This is a genomic window from Brevibacterium pigmentatum, from assembly GCF_011617465.1.
In the GTDB taxonomy this organism is placed as follows: domain Bacteria; phylum Actinomycetota; class Actinomycetes; order Actinomycetales; family Brevibacteriaceae; genus Brevibacterium; species Brevibacterium pigmentatum.
This window is the reverse complement of record NZ_CP050153.1, coordinates 2,293,707-2,310,541: the sequence shown is the minus strand read 5'-3', so window position 1 is coordinate 2,310,541 and position 16,835 is coordinate 2,293,707. Positions and strand designations below refer to the sequence as shown.

General features: G+C 61.7%; 11 protein-coding genes and 2 rRNA genes. 11 read left to right on the top strand and 2 right to left on the bottom strand.

What is annotated here, in order from left to right; translation table 11 throughout:
• Window positions 1-8 precede the first annotated feature (8 nt).
• The 7 genes from argC (at window position 9) to argH (ending at window position 7,735) form a co-directional block, all read left to right on the top strand.
• Window positions 9-1,118 carry an N-acetyl-gamma-glutamyl-phosphate reductase gene (argC, locus tag GUY30_RS10445; RefSeq protein ID WP_228281237.1) on the top strand — a complete coding sequence of 370 codons (1,110 nt, stop codon included), beginning with the start codon at window positions 9-11 and terminating at the stop codon, window positions 1,116-1,118.
• Complete coding sequence (gene argJ / locus GUY30_RS10440; RefSeq protein ID WP_167197092.1) at window positions 1,115-2,293, top strand: bifunctional glutamate N-acetyltransferase/amino-acid acetyltransferase ArgJ; 1,179 nt, start codon at window positions 1,115-1,117, stop codon at window positions 2,291-2,293. The genes argC and argJ overlap by 4 nt, the downstream gene beginning before the upstream one ends.
• Window positions 2,290-3,318, top strand: a complete 1,029-nt coding sequence (gene argB, locus GUY30_RS10435; RefSeq protein WP_228281236.1) for an acetylglutamate kinase — start codon at window positions 2,290-2,292, stop codon at window positions 3,316-3,318. The genes argJ and argB overlap by 4 nt, the downstream gene beginning before the upstream one ends.
• Complete coding sequence (locus GUY30_RS10430; RefSeq protein WP_167197089.1) at window positions 3,315-4,601, top strand: acetylornithine transaminase; 1,287 nt, start codon at window positions 3,315-3,317, stop codon at window positions 4,599-4,601. Before argB ends, GUY30_RS10430 begins: the two co-directional genes overlap by 4 nt.
• A 112-nt stretch (window positions 4,602-4,713) precedes the next feature.
• Window positions 4,714-5,634, top strand: coding sequence for an ornithine carbamoyltransferase (argF, locus tag GUY30_RS10425; RefSeq protein ID WP_167197086.1), 921 nt, complete (start codon window positions 4,714-4,716; stop codon window positions 5,632-5,634).
• A complete protein-coding gene (locus tag GUY30_RS10420) occupies window positions 5,634-6,155 on the top strand; it encodes an arginine repressor (protein ID WP_167197083.1) in 522 nt (173 codons plus the stop codon). The genes argF and GUY30_RS10420 overlap by 1 nt, the downstream gene beginning before the upstream one ends.
• Window positions 6,156-6,313: 158 nt before the next feature.
• The gene (argH, locus tag GUY30_RS10415; protein ID WP_167197081.1) at window positions 6,314-7,735 is read left to right on the top strand and encodes an argininosuccinate lyase; all 1,422 of its coding nucleotides are present in this window, start codon (window positions 6,314-6,316) and stop codon (window positions 7,733-7,735) included.
• A gap of 52 nt (window positions 7,736-7,787) precedes the next feature.
• Here argH and GUY30_RS10410 read toward each other — a convergent pair whose 3' ends face one another.
• On the bottom strand, window positions 7,788-8,042 hold the full coding sequence (locus GUY30_RS10410) for a hypothetical protein (RefSeq protein ID WP_167197078.1): 255 nt from the start codon (window positions 8,040-8,042) through the stop codon (window positions 7,788-7,790).
• Window positions 8,043-8,216: 174 nt separating this feature from the next.
• On the opposite strand from GUY30_RS10410, the gene tyrS reads away from it, so the two are divergent.
• Complete coding sequence (tyrS, locus tag GUY30_RS10405; RefSeq protein WP_167197075.1) at window positions 8,217-9,503, top strand: tyrosine--tRNA ligase; 1,287 nt, start codon at window positions 8,217-8,219, stop codon at window positions 9,501-9,503.
• 314 nt (window positions 9,504-9,817) lie between these two features.
• On the top strand, window positions 9,818-10,219 hold the full coding sequence (locus tag GUY30_RS10400; RefSeq protein ID WP_167197071.1) for a YccF domain-containing protein: 402 nt from the start codon (window positions 9,818-9,820) through the stop codon (window positions 10,217-10,219).
• Window positions 10,220-10,228: 9 nt separating this feature from the next.
• Here GUY30_RS10400 and GUY30_RS10395 read toward each other — a convergent pair whose 3' ends face one another.
• Window positions 10,229-11,071 carry a formate/nitrite transporter family protein gene (locus GUY30_RS10395; RefSeq protein WP_167197068.1) on the bottom strand — a complete coding sequence of 281 codons (843 nt, stop codon included), beginning with the start codon at window positions 11,069-11,071 and terminating at the stop codon, window positions 10,229-10,231.
• Between the two features lie 629 nt (window positions 11,072-11,700).
• Between GUY30_RS10395 and GUY30_RS10390 the strand changes: the two genes are divergently transcribed.
• Window positions 11,701-13,225 (top strand): 16S ribosomal RNA (locus GUY30_RS10390).
• Window positions 13,226-13,636: 411 nt separating this feature from the next.
• A 23S ribosomal RNA gene (locus tag GUY30_RS10385) occupies window positions 13,637-16,755 on the top strand.
• Together the 16S and 23S rRNA genes form the textbook arrangement of a ribosomal RNA operon.
• The last annotated feature ends 80 nt before the right edge of the window (window positions 16,756-16,835 follow it).

Here is a 16,835-nt window from a genome sequence, read left to right as displayed (position 1 = left end):
TTATACATATGAACGATCTTACGGTTGCCGTCTCCGGTGCCACCGGATACGCCGGGGGAGAGGTCCTCCGGCTGCTGAGCACTCACCCCCACTTGAACGTCACCACGGTGTGCGGACATTCCACCGCGGGCGAGAAGCTCGGCCGACATCAACCCCATCTTCCCCGATTCTCTGACCTCGTGGTCCAGGAGTCCACCGCCGAGGTGCTCGCCGGCCACGATGTCGTCATCCTCGCGCTCCCGCACGGCCAGTCCGGACAGATCGCCGCCGAACTCGAATCCACGAGCCCGGACACCCTCATCGTCGACCTCGCCGCAGACCACCGCCTCATCAGCGCGGCGGCGTGGGAGAAGTTCTACGGCTCCGCACACCAGGGCACCTGGACGTACGGGTTGCCCGAACTCCTCACCGCCAACGGCGCCAAGCAGCGTGAAGCTCTCAAGGCCGCGACTCGTATTGCCGTTCCCGGCTGCAATGTGACCGCCGTGACGCTTGGCCTCGCGCCACTCATCCAGGCTGGCCTCGCCGCTCCCGCCGGGCTCAATGCTGTTCTTGCTAACGGCGTCTCCGGAGCAGGCAAGGCGCTCAAACCGCACCTCACCGCCGCCGAAATCCTCGGCAACGCCTCGCCGTACGGAACCGGCGGCACCCACCGGCACGTGCCCGAGATCGAACAGAACCTCAACGGAGTCCTCGGCGCCGACGCCGCCGACGGCCCCACCCGCATCTCCTTCACCCCGACCCTCGTGCCCATGGCCCGCGGGATCCTCGCGACTATTACTGCCGACGCAGGTGAAGCCGCACCGCGCACCGCCGAGGGACTTCTCGACACAGCGGTGCTCAAGGAGCAGCTCGCTTCTGCCTTCGACCAGGCCTACGCCGCCGAACCCTTCGTCCGTGTCCTTCCCGACGGCCAGTGGCCGCAGACCGCAGCCACGCCCGGGTCGAACATCGCGCAGATCCAGTTCACCGTCGACGAACGCGCGGAGAAGATCCTCGTTGTCGTGGCACTCGACAACCTGGTCCGCGGCACGGCCGGACAAGCCATCCAATCCATCCACTTGGCCCTCGGTCTCGACGAGACCACCGCCCTTCCCCTCGAAGGAGTCGCCCCATGAGCGTCACCGCCCCACTCGGCTTCACCGCCTCCGGACTCACCGCCGGGCTCAAACCCTCCGGCACCAAAGACCTCTCACTCGTGGTCAACAACGGACCCGACACTGCCGTCGCCGCCGTCTACACCTCCAACCGCTGTAAGGCCAACCCCGTCCTGTGGTCTCAGAAGGCCTCGGCCAACGGGCAGGCACGCGCCGTCGTCCTCAACTCCGGGGGAGCGAACTGCTACACCGGCGACTTCGGCTACGAGACCACCACCCTGACCGCGCAGACCACTGCCGAACTCCTCACCGACGCCGGCACCTCCACCGTGGCCGAGGACGTGCTCGTATGCTCGACCGGACTCATCGGCGTCGGCGGCCAGGACTTCCGCGACTCCATCGTGAACAACCTCGCACCACTCGTCGCCGCCGCCGATACCAGCGTCGAAGCCGGACAGTCCGCCGCCGAAGCGATCATGACCACCGACACCGTCGCGAAGACCGCCAGCCGCACCGGGGCCAGCGGCTACACGATCGGAGGCATGGGCAAAGGCGCCGGCATGCTCGCACCGGGGCTGGCCACGATGCTCGTCGTCATCACCACCGACGCGAAACTCGACCAAGCGACTCTCGACCAGGCCTTGCGTGCTTCGACGAGCCAGTCCTTCGACCGCCTTGACACCGACGGGTGCATGTCGACGAATGACACCGTCATCCTCATGTCGTCCGGCGCCCACGATGCAGACGTCGACGCCGACGAGTTCACCGCCCTGCTGCGCGAACTCTGCCTCGACCTCATGCACCAACTCCACGTCGACGCCGAAGGCGCCCACCACGACATCGCCATCACCACCAAAGGTGCCGCCAGCGAGCAAGACGCCGTCGACGTCTCCCGCTCCGTGGCCAGGTCGGCCCTGTTCAAGGCCGCGATCTTCGGGGAGGACCCGAACTGGGGGCGCGTCGTCGCTCAGGTGGGAACCACCTCGGCGGAATTCGATCCCACCCAGATCGACGTCATCATCAACGGCGTCCAGGTGTGCACGGCCTCCGGCCCCGACGAAGACCCCGCGAACGTGACGTTCGACCGCACCGTCGACGTCACCATCGACCTCCACGCAGGCGACGACACCGCCACCGTGTGGACCTCGGACCTCACCCACGACTACGTCGAAGAGAACAGCGCCTACTCCTCATGAACAGCCCCGTCGACATGTCCACGAAATCCACGGCCGCACGGCTCGCCGCCGCCCAGGTCAAGGCCGAAGCGCTCACCGAGGCGCTGCCCTGGATCAAGACCTTCGCCGGTGCCACGATCGTCATCAAATACGGTGGCAACGCCATGGTCTCCCCGGAGCTGCAGCAGTCGTTCGCCGATGACATCGCGTTCCTCCGCTTCGCCGGCATCCGCCCCGTCGTCGTCCACGGCGGCGGCCCCCAGATCTCGGCCATGCTGAAACGCTTGGGCATCGAGTCCGAGTTCAAGGCCGGGCAGCGCGTGACCACCGAGGAAGCCGCCGAAGTCATCCGCATGGTCCTGTCCGGCCAGGTCAACCGCGACATCGTGTCCCGGATCAACCAGAACGGTGACGCCGCGATCGGACTGTCCGGTGAAGACGCGGACCTTCTTCTCGCCAACAAAACCACCGCCGAGGTGGACGGCGAAGTCATCGACCTCGGCCGGGTGGGCGAAATCGCCCAGGTCAACACCACCGTGCTGACCGAACTCCTCGACGCCGGACGGGTGCCCGTCATCTGCTCCATCGCCTCGGAGATCGGGGGAGAAGCCGGAAAGCCGCTCAACATCAATGCGGACTTGGCCGCCTCGGCGGTGGCGAAGGCACTCAAGGCCCACAAACTCATCATGCTCACCGATGTGCCCGGCCTCTACGCGAACTGGCCGGACACGTCCTCGCTCATCTCCCGCATCGACCCGGACAAGCTGCGCGAACTCCTGCCGTCGCTCGATTCGGGGATGATCCCTAAGATGACCGCCGCACTCGAGGCGATCGAGCATGGGGTCAAGCAGGCCCACATCATCGACGGCCGGATGGCGCATTCCCTCCTCCTCGAGGTCTTCACCTCGGAGGGTATCGGCACCATGGTCGAAGACACCATCGTCGAACCCGCACCGCTGGGCGACGGGCACCAGGCGAACCCCGCCGAGGCGGCCCCGACGGATGGTTTGAACGCTAGCAACGACAGCAACGGAGGACGTTCATGAGTGATCAGACGGGTACGCAGGATTCGGCTGCGCAGGCTTGTGACCAGGCCCAGACGTGGCGCGACGATTTCTCCCGTGTCCTGTCCCCGGTGTTCGGGTCCCCGCAGCTCGACATCGTCCGCGGTGAAGGCTCCTATGTGTGGGATTCGGCGGGCAAGAAGTACCTCGACCTGCTCGCCGGCATCGCCGTCAACGCCCTCGGCCACTGTCACCCCGCATGGGTCAGCGCCATCACCGAGCAGGCCTCGACACTCGGCCACATCTCGAACTTCTTCACATCTCCGGCCCAGATCGGCCTGGCAGAGAAACTCCACGAGATCCTCGACCTGCCCGCCGGGTCCGCCGTGTTCTTCTCGAACTCGGGAACCGAAGCCAACGAGGCGGCCTTCAAGATGGCCCGCCGCGCCGCCGGCGGGGGACGGCCCTTCATCATCGCCGTCGAAGGGGCCTTCCACGGCCGCACCATGGGCGCCCTCGCACTGACGGCGAAGGCCGCCTACCGTGAGCCCTTCGCTCCCGGCGTTCCCGGAGTCGTCCACGTCCCCTACGGGGATGTCGAAGCGCTCGAAGCAGCCATCAATGAGAACACCGCGGCTGTGTTCATCGAACCCGTCCAAGGAGAGGTCGGCGTGCGAACGCATCCGGCCGGCTACCTCACCGCGGTGCGAGAACTGACGCAGAAGGTCGGGGCGCTCATGGTCCTCGACGAGGTGCAGTCGGGCATCGGCCGCACCGGCTCGTGGTTCGCTCACCAGGATCCCGAGATCGGTGAGGGCGTCACTCCAGACATCATCACCTCGGCGAAGGGACTCGGCGGCGGAATGCCGATCGGTGCGACCATCACCGTCGGGGATGCGAACACGAAGCTGCTCGAAGCCGGTCAGCACGGCACGACCTTCGGCGGCAACCCTCTGTCGTGTGCTGCCGGACTCGCCGTGCTCGAGACCATCGAGAAGGACAACCTCCTCGACCACGTGTCCGAGACCAGCGACTGGCTCAAGGGGCAGCTGGCAAAGGTCGACGGCATCGGAGAGATCACCGGCAAGGGACTGCTGCTCGGGCTCGAACTGACAGCCGGTGCTGGCGCCGCAGCTGACGGTGCGGATGGAGCCGCTGACGGCCAGGTCCCGGACTCGAAGGCCGTGGCCGCCCGCGCACTTGAGGCCGGGTTCATCATCAACCCTGTCGCCCCGGGACGCCTGCGCCTCGCCCCGCCGCTGACCATCACCACCGACGAGCTCACCCCGTTCATCGAGGCCCTACCCGGCCTCATCGCCGGCTGAGCCGCAAACTCAGCGCTGACGAGCCCAGCGCCGATGACAAGCCAGGGTTCGCACGGAACGGGGGACCGCCTCGGCGCCGGCATCACCTAACCAGACTTTCGAAGGACACGCTATGACACGCCACTTCCTCAAGGACACGGACCTCAGTCCGGCCGAGCAGGCCGAGGTCCTCGACCTCGCCGTCGAACTCAAGGCCGCCCCCTACTCGCGGACCCCGCTGGCCGGCCCGCAGACCGCCGCGGTCATCTTCGACAAGACCTCGACTCGGACCCGCGTCTCGTTCGCCGCCGGCATCGCCGCGCTCAGCGGACAGCCGCTCATCATCAACCCCGGTGAAGCGCAGCTCGGGCACAAGGAATCCATCGCCGACACCGCCCAGGTGATGTCCCGGATGGTCTCGACGATCATCTGGCGCACCTACGCCCAGGCTGGCCTCGAAGAGATGGCCGAGCACTCCTCTGTGCCCGTCATCAACTCCCTGTCCGATGACTTCCACCCCTGCCAGATCCTGGCTGATCTGCTCACCATCCGCGAACACCGCGGCGACGTGAAGGGCCAGACCATGACGTACTACGGCGACGGGGCGAACAACATGGCGAACTCCTACGCCCTCGGCGGAGTCACCGCCGGAATGCACGTGCGCATCGCCGCCCCCGCTGACTACCAGCCCGCCGCAGCGATCGTCGCCGAAGCCGAAGCCCTCGCGGCCCAGACCGGGGGGTCGCTCACCGTCACCGACGACCCCGTTGCCGCCGCGACCGGCGCCGACGTCCTCGTCACCGACACCTGGGTGTCCATGGGTCAGGACTCTGCCGGACGCGATGACGAGGCCTCTCCGTTCACGAAGTTCCAGGTCAACCAGGAACTCATGAGCTTGAGCAACGACGCGATCTTCCTCCACTGCCTGCCCGCCTACCGCGGCAAAGAGGTCACGGCCGAGGTCATCGACGGCCCCGCCTCGGTGGTCTTCGACGAGGCCGAGAACCGCCTCCACGCGCAGAAGGCACTCATGACCTTCCTCCTGGAGCGATGATGGCCGAGGCGAATAACAGTGCACCGCTGACGAAGACCGCCCGACAGCAGAAGATCATCGATCTCATCACCCGCCAGTCCGTGCGGTCCCAGATCGAACTCGCCGAGGCGCTCGCGACGCAGGGCATCACCGTCACCCAGGCAACCCTGTCGCGCGACCTCGCCGAGGTGGGGGCCGTGAAGATTCGATCCACAGCGGGATCCGTGTACGCCGTTCCCGGTGAAGGTGGGGACCGTTCCCTGCAGCAGTCGACGGGGGAGAGCCTCGACGCGAAGCTGCCGCGCATTCTTGAAGAGCTGCTCGTCTCCGCAGTCTCCCAGGACAATACTGTCGTGCTGCGCACCCCGCCCGGGGCCGCACAGTACCTGGCCTCAGCGATCGACCGGTCGTCGATGGTCGGCATCTTCGGCACGCTCGCCGGCGACGACACCGTGCTCGTCATCGCCGATGCCGCGGTCGGGGGAGCAGCCGTGGCCGAGACCTTCCTCGAATATGCGGCCGGTGGGCTGGCCGAGGGGTGAGCTTCTGTCGGCGTGCCCTGGAGCCGGGCGCGCTGCCTCGGTGGGAATCCACGGGACGGACGGCCGCCTCGGCGAGGGAAAACTGGAACAATGACAACTGAGTTTCTTCATTTCAATGAACGGGCCGGCGCATCCGTGCTGGTGGGAAAGGACGATCTGTGAGCGAACGACTGAGCCTGTGGGGCGGACGATTCTCCGACGGTCCGGCCGATGCGCTGGCCGCGCTGAGCAAGTCCACGGACTTCGACTGGCGCCTGGCGAAGTACGACATCGCCGGGTCCAAGGCCCACGCGAAGGTCCTCCACCACGCGGGACTGCTCTCCGATGACGAGCTGTCCGGAATGCACTCGGCGCTCGACGAGCTGCTGCGTCGCGTTGAAGCCGGCGAATACGTCGCCGCCGAGTCCGATGAGGACGTCCACTCGTCGCTCGAGCGCGGACTCATCGAGATCGCCGGGTCCGAGCTCGGCGGGAAGCTGCGTGCTGGCCGGTCCCGCAACGATCAGATCGCGACGATGGGTCGGATGTACCTGCGTGACCATGCTCGTGAGGTCGCCGGTCTCGTCCTCGACACCGTCGAGGTGCTCATCGCTCAGGCGGAAGAGCATCCCGAGGCGCCGATGCCCGGACGCACGCACCTTCAGCACGCTCAGCCGGTTCTGTTGGCCCACCATCTGCTTGCCCACGCGTGGCCGCTGCTGCGCGATGTCGCTCGCTTCGTCGATTTCGATGCCCGGGCCGGTGTCTCGGCTTATGGTTCGGGTGCTCTGGCCGGGTCGTCGTTGGGCCTCGACCCGCAGGCTGTGGCCGCGGACCTCGGATTCAACGATTCGGTGGAGAACTCCATCGACGGCACCTCCTCGCGCGATGTCTTCGCCGAGTACCTGTTCATCACGACGATGATCGGCATCGACCTCTCCCGTCTGTCCGAGGAGGTCATCGCGTGGGCGACGAAGGAATTCTCGTTCGTCACCCTCCACGATGCGTACTCGACGGGGTCGTCGATCATGCCGCAGAAGAAGAACCCCGACGTCGCCGAGCTCACTCGCGGCAAGTCCGGTCGTCTCATCGGTGACCTCACCGGTCTGCTGTCGACGCTCAAGGCGCTGCCACTGGCGTACAACCGGGATCTGCAGGAGGACAAGGAACCGGTCTTCGACGCCACTGACACTCTCGAGCTGCTGCTGCCGGCATTCACTGGGATGGTAGCGACCCTGAAGTTCGACACCGAGCGCATGGCGTACCTGGCTCCGCGCGGATTCGCCCTGGCCACGGACATCGCCGAATGGCTCGTCCGTGAAGGTGTGCCGTTCCGTGTCGCCCATGAGCTCTCCGGCGCATGCGTGCAGTTGGCAGAGTCGCGGGACGTCGAGCTGTGGGACCTGAGCGATGAGGACTTTGCGGGGATCTCACCGCACTTGACGCCTGCTGTGCGCGAGGTTCTCACGACGCTCGGGTCGATCGACTCGCGCAACGCCAAGGGCGGCACGGCACGATCGGCCGTCGATCAGCAGATCGCCAACGCGAAGGCCGAGGTCACGCGTCTACGTGAGTTCGCGGGGTCGGCTCGCAGCGTGTGACTGGTCCGGTTGAGGAATCGCTCCTCTATACGCCGATGAGGGGGAGCTGGCCTCAGCTGAGCGGTGAGACCACGGTGACGCCGAGATCCTCGAGCAGCTCGTCCAATACGATGCGTCCGGCTCCTTCGCCGATCGAACCGACCGCCGTCAGCGACTGTGTGGGAACCAGCCCATCACGGCCTTTGGCCAATCGGTCGGCGAACAGGACAAGGACTTCGGCGTCTGGCTGGTGGCTGATCTCAGCTTGTCGAGAGTGCCAAACGATTCCCGCAAGGTTCTGCTCGGACGCATGAACGGCCTTGGCCACGGCGCGGGTGCAGGGATAGTGCTCCTGCGCCGAGGACGAGATGGCGAACCGTGAGTTGTTCAGTCCGTCGCTGTTGCTCAGATGGCAGGCAAGGGAAGTGCCGCCTCGGCAAACACGTAGAATTGACCCCGTCGGCTCCGCGCCGGCACAGACCAAAGATTCGAAAGGACCGAAGTGACCGACATCTTCAGCGAACTCAAGGCCCGCGGGCTCGTCGCAGTTTCCACAGACGAGACCGCCCTGCAGAAAGCCCTGGCCGAGGAGTCGCTGACCTATTATGTCGGTTTCGATCCGACGGCCCCGAGCCTGCACATGGGCAACCTCGTCCAGCTGCTCACCGCCGCCCGCCTCCAGCAGGCCGGACACAACCCGCTGGCCCTCGTCGGCGGCGCCACCGGTCTCATCGGCGACCCGCGCATGTCGGGGGAGCGGACGCTCAACCCGCGTGAGGTCGTCGAAGAATGGGTGGCGAAGATCCGCGCCCAGGTCGAGAAGTTCCTCGACTTCGACGGCCCCAACGCCGCGCAGATCGTCAACAACCTCGACTGGACCTCCCAGCTGTCGGCCATCGACTTCCTCCGTGACATCGGCAAGCACTTCCCGGTCAACCGGATGCTCGCGAAGGAATCCGTCTCCGCGCGCCTCAACAGCGAAGCCGGCATCTCCTTCACCGAGTTCTCGTACCAGATCCTCCAGGGCAACGACTACCTCGAACTCAACCGCCGCTACGGCTGCTCCCTGCAGACCGGCGGCTCCGACCAGTGGGGCAACCTCACCTCGGGCGTCGACCTCATCCGCCGCGTCGAGCAGAAGTCCGTTCACGCCCTGGCCACCCCGCTGATCACGAAGGCCGACGGAACGAAGTTCGGCAAGACCGAATCCGGCACCGTGTGGCTCGACTCGTCGCTGACCAGCCCGTACGCCTTCAGTCAGTTCTGGCTCAACGCCGACGACCGCGACGTGGTGAAATACCTCAAGGTGTTCTCGCTGCGCCCGCTCGACGAGATCGACGCCATCGAAGCCGAGTTCACTGCTGCCCCGCATACCCGTGTAGCGCAGAAGGCCCTCGCCGAGGATGTCACCACCTTGGTCCACGGACGCCAGGCTTACGAACAGGCCATCGCCGCGGCCTCCGCCCTCTTCGGCGGGGGAGAGCTCACCGGCCTTGATTCGTCGACGCTGGGTGCGGCAACTTCCGAGCTGCCGCGGGGTGAGGTGTCGACGACCCAGCTGGCCGAAGGCCTGCCGGTTGCTGATGCGTTCGTCGCTGCCGGCATCGTCAAGTCCAAGGGTGAGGCTCGCCGTGCCATCAAGGACGGGGGAGCGTACGTCAACAACGTCAAGGTCGCCGACCAGGAGCAGACCCTGTCTTCTGCGGATGTGCTCTCGACAGAAGCTGGAGGAGTCGTCCTCCTGCGCCGAGGCAAGAAGACCCTCGGTGCTGTCGACATCGTCGGCTGAGCAGCCTCCGTCATTGATAATGCCGTGTCCTCCGCACCCGGAGGGCGCGGCATTGTCGTATTCACGACAGTTGGGACCGTTCGACAACGGAAAACCTTGTCATCGACGAATACAAGAGGCTGCATTGTAGAGGCGGCTTCAGCGGCAGCCTTGCGGCCAACGGAACGCGGTCAATCAGCGTGCGCTCCGGCAGCCGGCGGTCAACCGGACTGGCGATGTGGGGCCATCACCATGGAAAAGCATGCGGTCATCGAGCAGACTGGCAGATGACGGATAACCGAACGAATACCGACTGACGAACGCACGAGGAGATCATGCGCACCCTGCTCAACATCATCTGGTTCATCTTCTCCGGCCTCTGGCTGGCACTCGGATACTGGGCCGCCGGCATCATCGCCTGCATCTTCATCGTCACCATCCCGTGGGGAATCGCGTCCTTCCGCATCGGCAACTACGCACTCTGGCCCTTCGGCCGCGAGGTCATCGAAACCCGCCCGGCAGGAGTGGCGACGACCCTGGGCAACATCATCTGGCTCATCGTCGCCGGCGTCTGGCTGGCCATCGGCCACGTCATCACCTCGATCCCGCTGTTCGTCTCGATCATCGGCATCCCGCTCGGCTGGGCGAACATCAAACTCATCCCCGTCTCGCTCATGCCCCTGGGCAAGCAGATCGTCGACAGCGACCAGCTCATGCCCGGTTACCGCGGAGCCTGAACCAACGGCTTAAGCGCTCTGCTCCTCGAGTTCCTCGAGCGAGATGCGGCCTCTGCGCACTGCCCAGAGCACACGGCGAGTGCGTACGATCCGAGGCAGGGTGATGATCAGCAGCCCACCGAGCATGTTGAACGGGATCACGATTCCGAACCACTGCAGGAAATCAAGGATCGAAATGTCCGCGCCCGCCATCATGGCGGCAAAGACGACGATCGCATTGATGGCTCCGTGCAACATGCTCGCTCCGATCACCAGCAAGCCGGTGATCATACAGACGATTGCCTTGACGACGTCATTCGACGTTCCCTGTTGCATGCGAGTCGACAAAGTGATCGTCGCGCCGGCCAGAAGCGAGAGGGAGAGCATGACGATGAGCGAGGACTGATTGATATAGCTGAGCGCCATATCCGCAATCGTCTTGTGGTAATCCGGGAGGGCGATGACGATCAGCCAGGCGAAGACCGCACCGCCGACCAGGTTCGTCACGAGAGTCGTCAGCCAGAGGCGGAACACCTGGATCCAATTCGCCTGGCCGGCGATGACGGCGTTGATCGGAAGAAGGAACTCTTCGGTGAATAGCTCCGAATGCGCCAGCTTCAAAGCCAATAGGCCGATGCCGAACGCCATCCCCGCGAGAATCTCCGACCCGGTCGTTTGCTTGACGAGCACCATGGCCAAGATGCCGAGCCCGACATCGATTCCGCCGAAGAGCCCGGTGACTATCAGTTCCGGCCACTTCCGATTGAGCCGCTTGGCACCCTCAGTGACTGTGTTGGCCGCTTCGTCGATGAGGGCATCTTCGAGATCGAGGTCGTTGCGGCCGAGACGTTCCCGCTGCTCCTTCTGAGTCATTCCGTCAGTGTAGGGGCCGGGGCGTGCTGAAACGCTGGGAATCACCTGCGCAGTGATGGCAAACGACTTCAACGGGCGAGCGTCTGGCGGGGTCGGGAAGCGTGCGGCTGTGCCAGCGAAGTTGGGCGTAGACCCGGGTCTTTGCACCCGGTGACGGGTGTCACAGCGGAATTTCCGCTTTCGAGTTGCACGGTGCGGATGGAGTGGTCTAGAGTTATATCTCGTTGCCCCGCCGGAAACGAGGTTCACGGAACACCGTTTCCACTGGGTCTGACCAGGACAAACACGGTTTGATCCAAGTGTCAGGACACCGGGTGGGTGACACATAATAGGAACTGATACCCCCAGTGAACACGCTCGTCTTTTCGGGTGGTGGTGATGGGTGTGTGTTTGTGGTTTGAGAATCCAATAGCGTGTTTGTTTGAACAAGTTGTGATGCCAGAACATTTATTATTTCTGGTAAGACAATCACCTGATCGAACAGTATTTCACTCCTGGTGGGTGGTTCTTCGCCGAACCGCCAACCGTTTTGTGGGGTGAGTGTGTTTGGTCGGGATATTTTTTGATGAGCCGGTCTGTCACCCCGTGACGATCGGCTGTCTTGCCGGGATTCATTCGTAACATAATTTTTTTTGGAGAGTTTGATCCTGGCTCAGGACGAACGCTGGCTGCGTGCTTAACACATGCAAGTCGAACGCTGAAGCCCGAAGCTTGCTTCGGGTGGATGAGTGGCGAACGGGTGAGTAACACGTGAGTAACCTGCCCCTGATTTCGGGATAAGCCTGGGAAACCGGGTCTAATACCGGATACGACCACCTGACGCATGTTGGGTGGTGGAAAGTTTTTCGATCAGGGATGGGCTCGCGGCCTATCAGCTTGTTGGTGGGGTAATGGCCCACCAAGGCGACGACGGGTAGCCGGCCTGAGAGGGCGACCGGCCACACTGGGACTGAGACACGGCCCAGACTCCTACGGGAGGCAGCAGTGGGGAATATTGCACAATGGGGGAAACCCTGATGCAGCGACGCAGCGTGCGGGATGACGGCCTTCGGGTTGTAAACCGCTTTCAGCAGGGAAGAAGCGAAAGTGACGGTACCTGCAGAAGAAGTACCGGCTAACTACGTGCCAGCAGCCGCGGTAATACGTAGGGTACGAGCGTTGTCCGGAATTATTGGGCGTAAAGAGCTCGTAGGTGGTTGGTCACGTCTGCTGTGGAAACGCAACGCTTAACGTTGCGCGTGCAGTGGGTACGGGCTGACTAGAGTGCAGTAGGGGAGTCTGGAATTCCTGGTGTAGCGGTGAAATGCGCAGATATCAGGAGGAACACCGGTGGCGAAGGCGGGACTCTGGGCTGTAACTGACACTGAGGAGCGAAAGCATGGGGAGCGAACAGGATTAGATACCCTGGTAGTCCATGCCGTAAACGTTGGGCACTAGGTGTGGGGGACATTCCACGTTCTCCGCGCCGTAGCTAACGCATTAAGTGCCCCGCCTGGGGAGTACGGTCGCAAGGCTAAAACTCAAAGGAATTGACGGGGGCCCGCACAAGCGGCGGAGCATGCGGATTAATTCGATGCAACGCGAAGAACCTTACCAAGGCTTGACATACACTGGACCGTTCTGGAAACAGTTCTTCTCTTTGGAGCTGGTGTACAGGTGGTGCATGGTTGTCGTCAGCTCGTGTCGTGAGATGTTGGGTTAAGTCCCGCAACGAGCGCAACCCTCGTTCTATGTTGCCAGCACGTGATGGTGGGAACTCATAGGAGACTGCCGGGGTCAACTCGGAGGAAGGTGGGGATGACGTCAAATCATCATGCCCTTTATGTCTTGGGCTTCACGCATGCTACAATGGCTGGTACAGAGAGAGGCGAACCCGTGAGGGTGAGCGAATCCCTTAAAGCCAGTCTCAGTTCGGATCGTAGTCTGCAATTCGACTACGTGAAGTCGGAGTCGCTAGTAATCGCAGATCAGCAACGCTGCGGTGAATACGTTCCCGGGCCTTGTACACACCGCCCGTCAAGTCACGAAAGTCGGTAACACCCGAAGCCGGTGTCCCAACCCTTGTGGAGGGGGCCGTCTAAGGTGGGACTGGTGATTGGGACTAAGTCGTAACAAGGTAGCCGTACCGGAAGGTGCGGCTGGATCACCTCCTTTCTAAGGAGCACACATAAGAACCCCAGCGAACCAGCCGCACGTGTTGGTGTTGGGAGCTCAAGGGTGGAACATCACAACTTCTGCTCATACCTTCCAGCGTTGTCCGGTGACTGCCGTGTCGATGTTGATTGTTGTATGGGCTAGAACGAACACGTTATTGGGTCCTGGAATCACAAACCCCAACCGATTGGTTGGGTGTGGTTTCAACCAACAGGACCAACCCCGGTACCGACTGGCAGCTGTGTGTTGTCTGGTGGTGGTGGGTGTTTGGTAGTGGTTTGAGAATCGTATAGTGGACGCGAGCATCAAATAACACGAAAGTGTTGTTTATGTAATGTGATTTTTCTTGTCATCATCTAGTTAGGTGAATGAAACAATTTTTCGCGCACATGAACCAATCCTAGTGGGGTTGGGTGAGTGTGTAAGAGCGCATGGTGGATGCCTTGGCATCAGGAGCCGATGAAGGACGTGGAAATCTGCGATAAGCCTCGGGGAGCCGATAAACAGGCGTTGATCCGAGGGTGTCCGAATGGGGAAACCCCGCCACTCGTGAGGGTGGTGACCCGTGTCTGAATATATAGGGCATGTGGGGGGAACGCGGGGAAGTGAAACATCTCAGTACCCGCAGGAAGAGAAAATAACAATGATTCCGGGAGTAGTGGCGAGCGAAACTGGACGAGCCTAAACCGTGTGCGTGTCAAGCGTGCTGGTGTTGCGTACACGGTGTTGTGGGGTGTACATGGTCCGGTCCAGCATGGCCGGTCTGTGACGAGTGTTGGTGTAGTCGAACCTGGTGGGAAACAGGACCGGAGTGGGTGAGAGTCCCGTAGGCGAAACGTCAGCCAGTTGCAGTGTGTGCGTTGCCCGAGTAGCACGGAACTCGTGGAATTTCGTGTGAATCTGCCAGGACCACCTGGTAAGGCTAAATACTTCCTGATGACCGATAGCGGATTTAGTACCGTGAGGGAATGGTGAAAAGTACCCCGGGAGGGGAGTGAAAGAGTACCTGAAACCATGTGCTTACAATCCGTCAGAGCAGTATCTAGATGACTGTGATGGCGTGCCTTTTGAAGAATGAGCCTGCGAGTTAGCGGTGCGTGGCGAGGTTAACCCGTGTGGGGTAGCCGTAGCGAAAGCGAGTCCGAATAGGGCGTACCTAGTCGCGTGTCCTAGACCCGAAGCGGAGTGATCTAGCCATGGGCAGGGTGAAGCGTGTGTAAGAGCGCGTGGAGGCCCGCACCCACTTCAGTTGAAAATGGAGGGGATGACCTGTGGTTAGGGGTGAAAGGCCATTCAACTCTGTGATAGCTGGTTCTCCCCGAAATGCATTTAGGTGCAGCGTTGCGTGGTTCTTGCTGGAGGTAGAGCTACTGGATGGCTGATGGGCCCTACCGGGTTACTGACGTCAACTAAACTCCGAATGCCAGTCAAGGTTCAGCGTGGCAGTGAGACAGTGGGGGATAAGCTTCATTGTCGAGAGGGAAACAGCCCAGACCATCAACTAAGGCCCCTAAGCGTGTGCTCAGTGGGAAAGGATGTTCAGTTGCGAAGACAACCAGGAGGTTGGCTTAGAAGCAGCCACCCTTGAAAGAGTGCGTAATAGCTCACTGGTCAAGTGATTGAGCGCCGATAATGTAGCGGGGCTAAGTACACCGCCGAAGTTGTGGCAGCACCACAAACAACCGTAATGGTGTGGTGTTGGGTAGGGGAGCGTCGAGTCGCTGGTGAAGTCATCGTGTGAACGAGTGGTGGAAGCGATTCGAGTGAGAATGCAGGCATGAGTAGCGAAAGACGGGTGAGAAACCCGTCCACCGGATGACCAAGGGTTCCAGGGCTAGGCTAATCCGCCCTGGGTAAGTCGGGACCTAAGGCGAGGCCGACAGGCGTAGTCGATGGACAACCAGTTGATATTCTGGTACCGACACACAACCGACAGTACCAAAACACACGATACTAACCCTGTGATGACCCCGTGGTGCCTGCGGGTACCTGGTTGGGTTTGAGTGGGGGACCTGAGTGTGGAGTCGGTAAGCGTGAGGTGTGACGCAGAAAGGTAGCCAGGCCGTGCGATGGTAGTCACGGTCTAAGGTTGTAGCACGTGGGGGTAGGTAAATCCGTCCCCACATTTGGTGTGAGAGCTGATGGGCGCCCCACGTTGGTGGGGTGATCTGGTGATCCTCTGCTGCCGAGAAAAGCATCGACGTGAGGGTGTGTGTTGCCCGTACCCTATAACCGACACAGGTGGTCGAGTAGAGAATACTAAGGTGATCGAGAGAATCGTGGTTAAGGAACTCGGCAAAATGCCCCCGTAACTTCGGGAGAAGGGGGACCATCCCGGTGAACCCACCATGCGTGGGGATGTGCTGGTGGTGGTCGCAGAGGCCAGAGAGAAGCGACTGTTTATTAAAAACACAGGTCCGTGCGAAGATGTAAGTCGATGTATACGGACTGACGCCTGCCCGGTGCTGGAAGGTTAAGAGGACCTGTTAACCCTTTGGGGTGAAGCGGAGAATTTAAGCCCCAGTAAACGGCGGTGGTAACTATAACCATCCTAAGGTAGCGAAATTCCTTGTCGGGTAAGTTCCGACCTGCACGAATGGCGTAACGACTTCTCTGCTGTCTCAACCACGAACTCGGCGAAATTGCATTACGAGTAAAGATGCTCGTTACGCGCAGCAGGACGGAAAGACCCCGAGACCTTCACTATAGTTTGGTATTGGGATTCGGTGTGGTTTGTGTAGGATAGGTGGAAGACTGGGAAGCCTCGACGCTAGTTAGGGTGGAGTCGATCGGTGAAATACCACTCTGACCATAGTGGATTCCTTAACTTCGGACCCTGATCGGGTTCAGGGACAGTGCCTGATGGGTAGTTTAACTGGGGCGGTTGCCTCCTAAAGAGTAACGGAGGCGCCCAAAGGTTCCCTCAGCCTGGTTGGCAATCAGGTGTCGAGTGTAAGTGCACAAGGGAGCTTGACTGTGAGACGGACGTGTCGAGCAGGAGCGAAAGCTGGGACTAGTGACCCGGCCATGGCTTGTGGAAGCGTGGTCGCTCAACGGATAAAAGGTACCTCGGGGATAACAGGCTGATCTTGCCCAAGAGTCCATATCGACGGCATGGTTTGGCACCTCGATGTCGGCTCGTCGCATCCTGGGGCTGGAGTCGGTCCCAAGGGTTGGGCTGTTCGCCCATTAAAGCGGTACGCGAGCTGGGTTTAGAACGTCGTGAGACAGTTCGGTCCCTATCCGCTGCGTGCGTAGGAAATTTGTGGAGGTCTGTCCTTAGTACGAGAGGACCGGGACGGACGAACCTCTGGTGTGCCAGTTGTTCCGCCAGGAGCATGGCTGGTTGGCTACGTTCGGGATGGATAACCGCTGAAAGCATCTAAGCGGGAAGCCGGCTCCGAGATGAGATTTCCAACTGACTTTGAGTCAGGGGAGGTGTCCTATAGATGATGGGGTTGATAGGCCGGGTATGGAAGCACTGTGAGGTGTGGAGTTGACTGGTACTAATACACCGATCACTCATCAACTCTTTTCATGGGGTTGGTGTGTGCGAGAAAGTGTTTTGCTCGCTGGCTAGGTTTTTAGTGATGGCTTGATTGTTCGCCCT

Coding starts and splice junctions, on each gene's coding strand:
- argC (WP_228281237.1), top strand. CDS start 9: ATGAACGATCTTACGGTTGCCGTCTCCGGTGCCACCGGATACGCCGGG.
- argJ (WP_167197092.1), top strand. CDS start 1,115: ATGAGCGTCACCGCCCCACTCGGCTTCACCGCCTCCGGACTCACCGCC.
- argB (WP_228281236.1), top strand. CDS start 2,290: ATGAACAGCCCCGTCGACATGTCCACGAAATCCACGGCCGCACGGCTC.
- GUY30_RS10430 (WP_167197089.1), top strand. CDS start 3,315: ATGAGTGATCAGACGGGTACGCAGGATTCGGCTGCGCAGGCTTGTGAC.
- argF (WP_167197086.1), top strand. CDS start 4,714: ATGACACGCCACTTCCTCAAGGACACGGACCTCAGTCCGGCCGAGCAG.
- GUY30_RS10420 (WP_167197083.1), top strand. CDS start 5,634: ATGGCCGAGGCGAATAACAGTGCACCGCTGACGAAGACCGCCCGACAG.
- GUY30_RS10400 (WP_167197071.1), top strand. CDS start 9,818: ATGCGCACCCTGCTCAACATCATCTGGTTCATCTTCTCCGGCCTCTGG.
- GUY30_RS10395 (WP_167197068.1), bottom strand. CDS start 11,071: ATGACTCAGAAGGAGCAGCGGGAACGTCTCGGCCGCAACGACCTCGAT.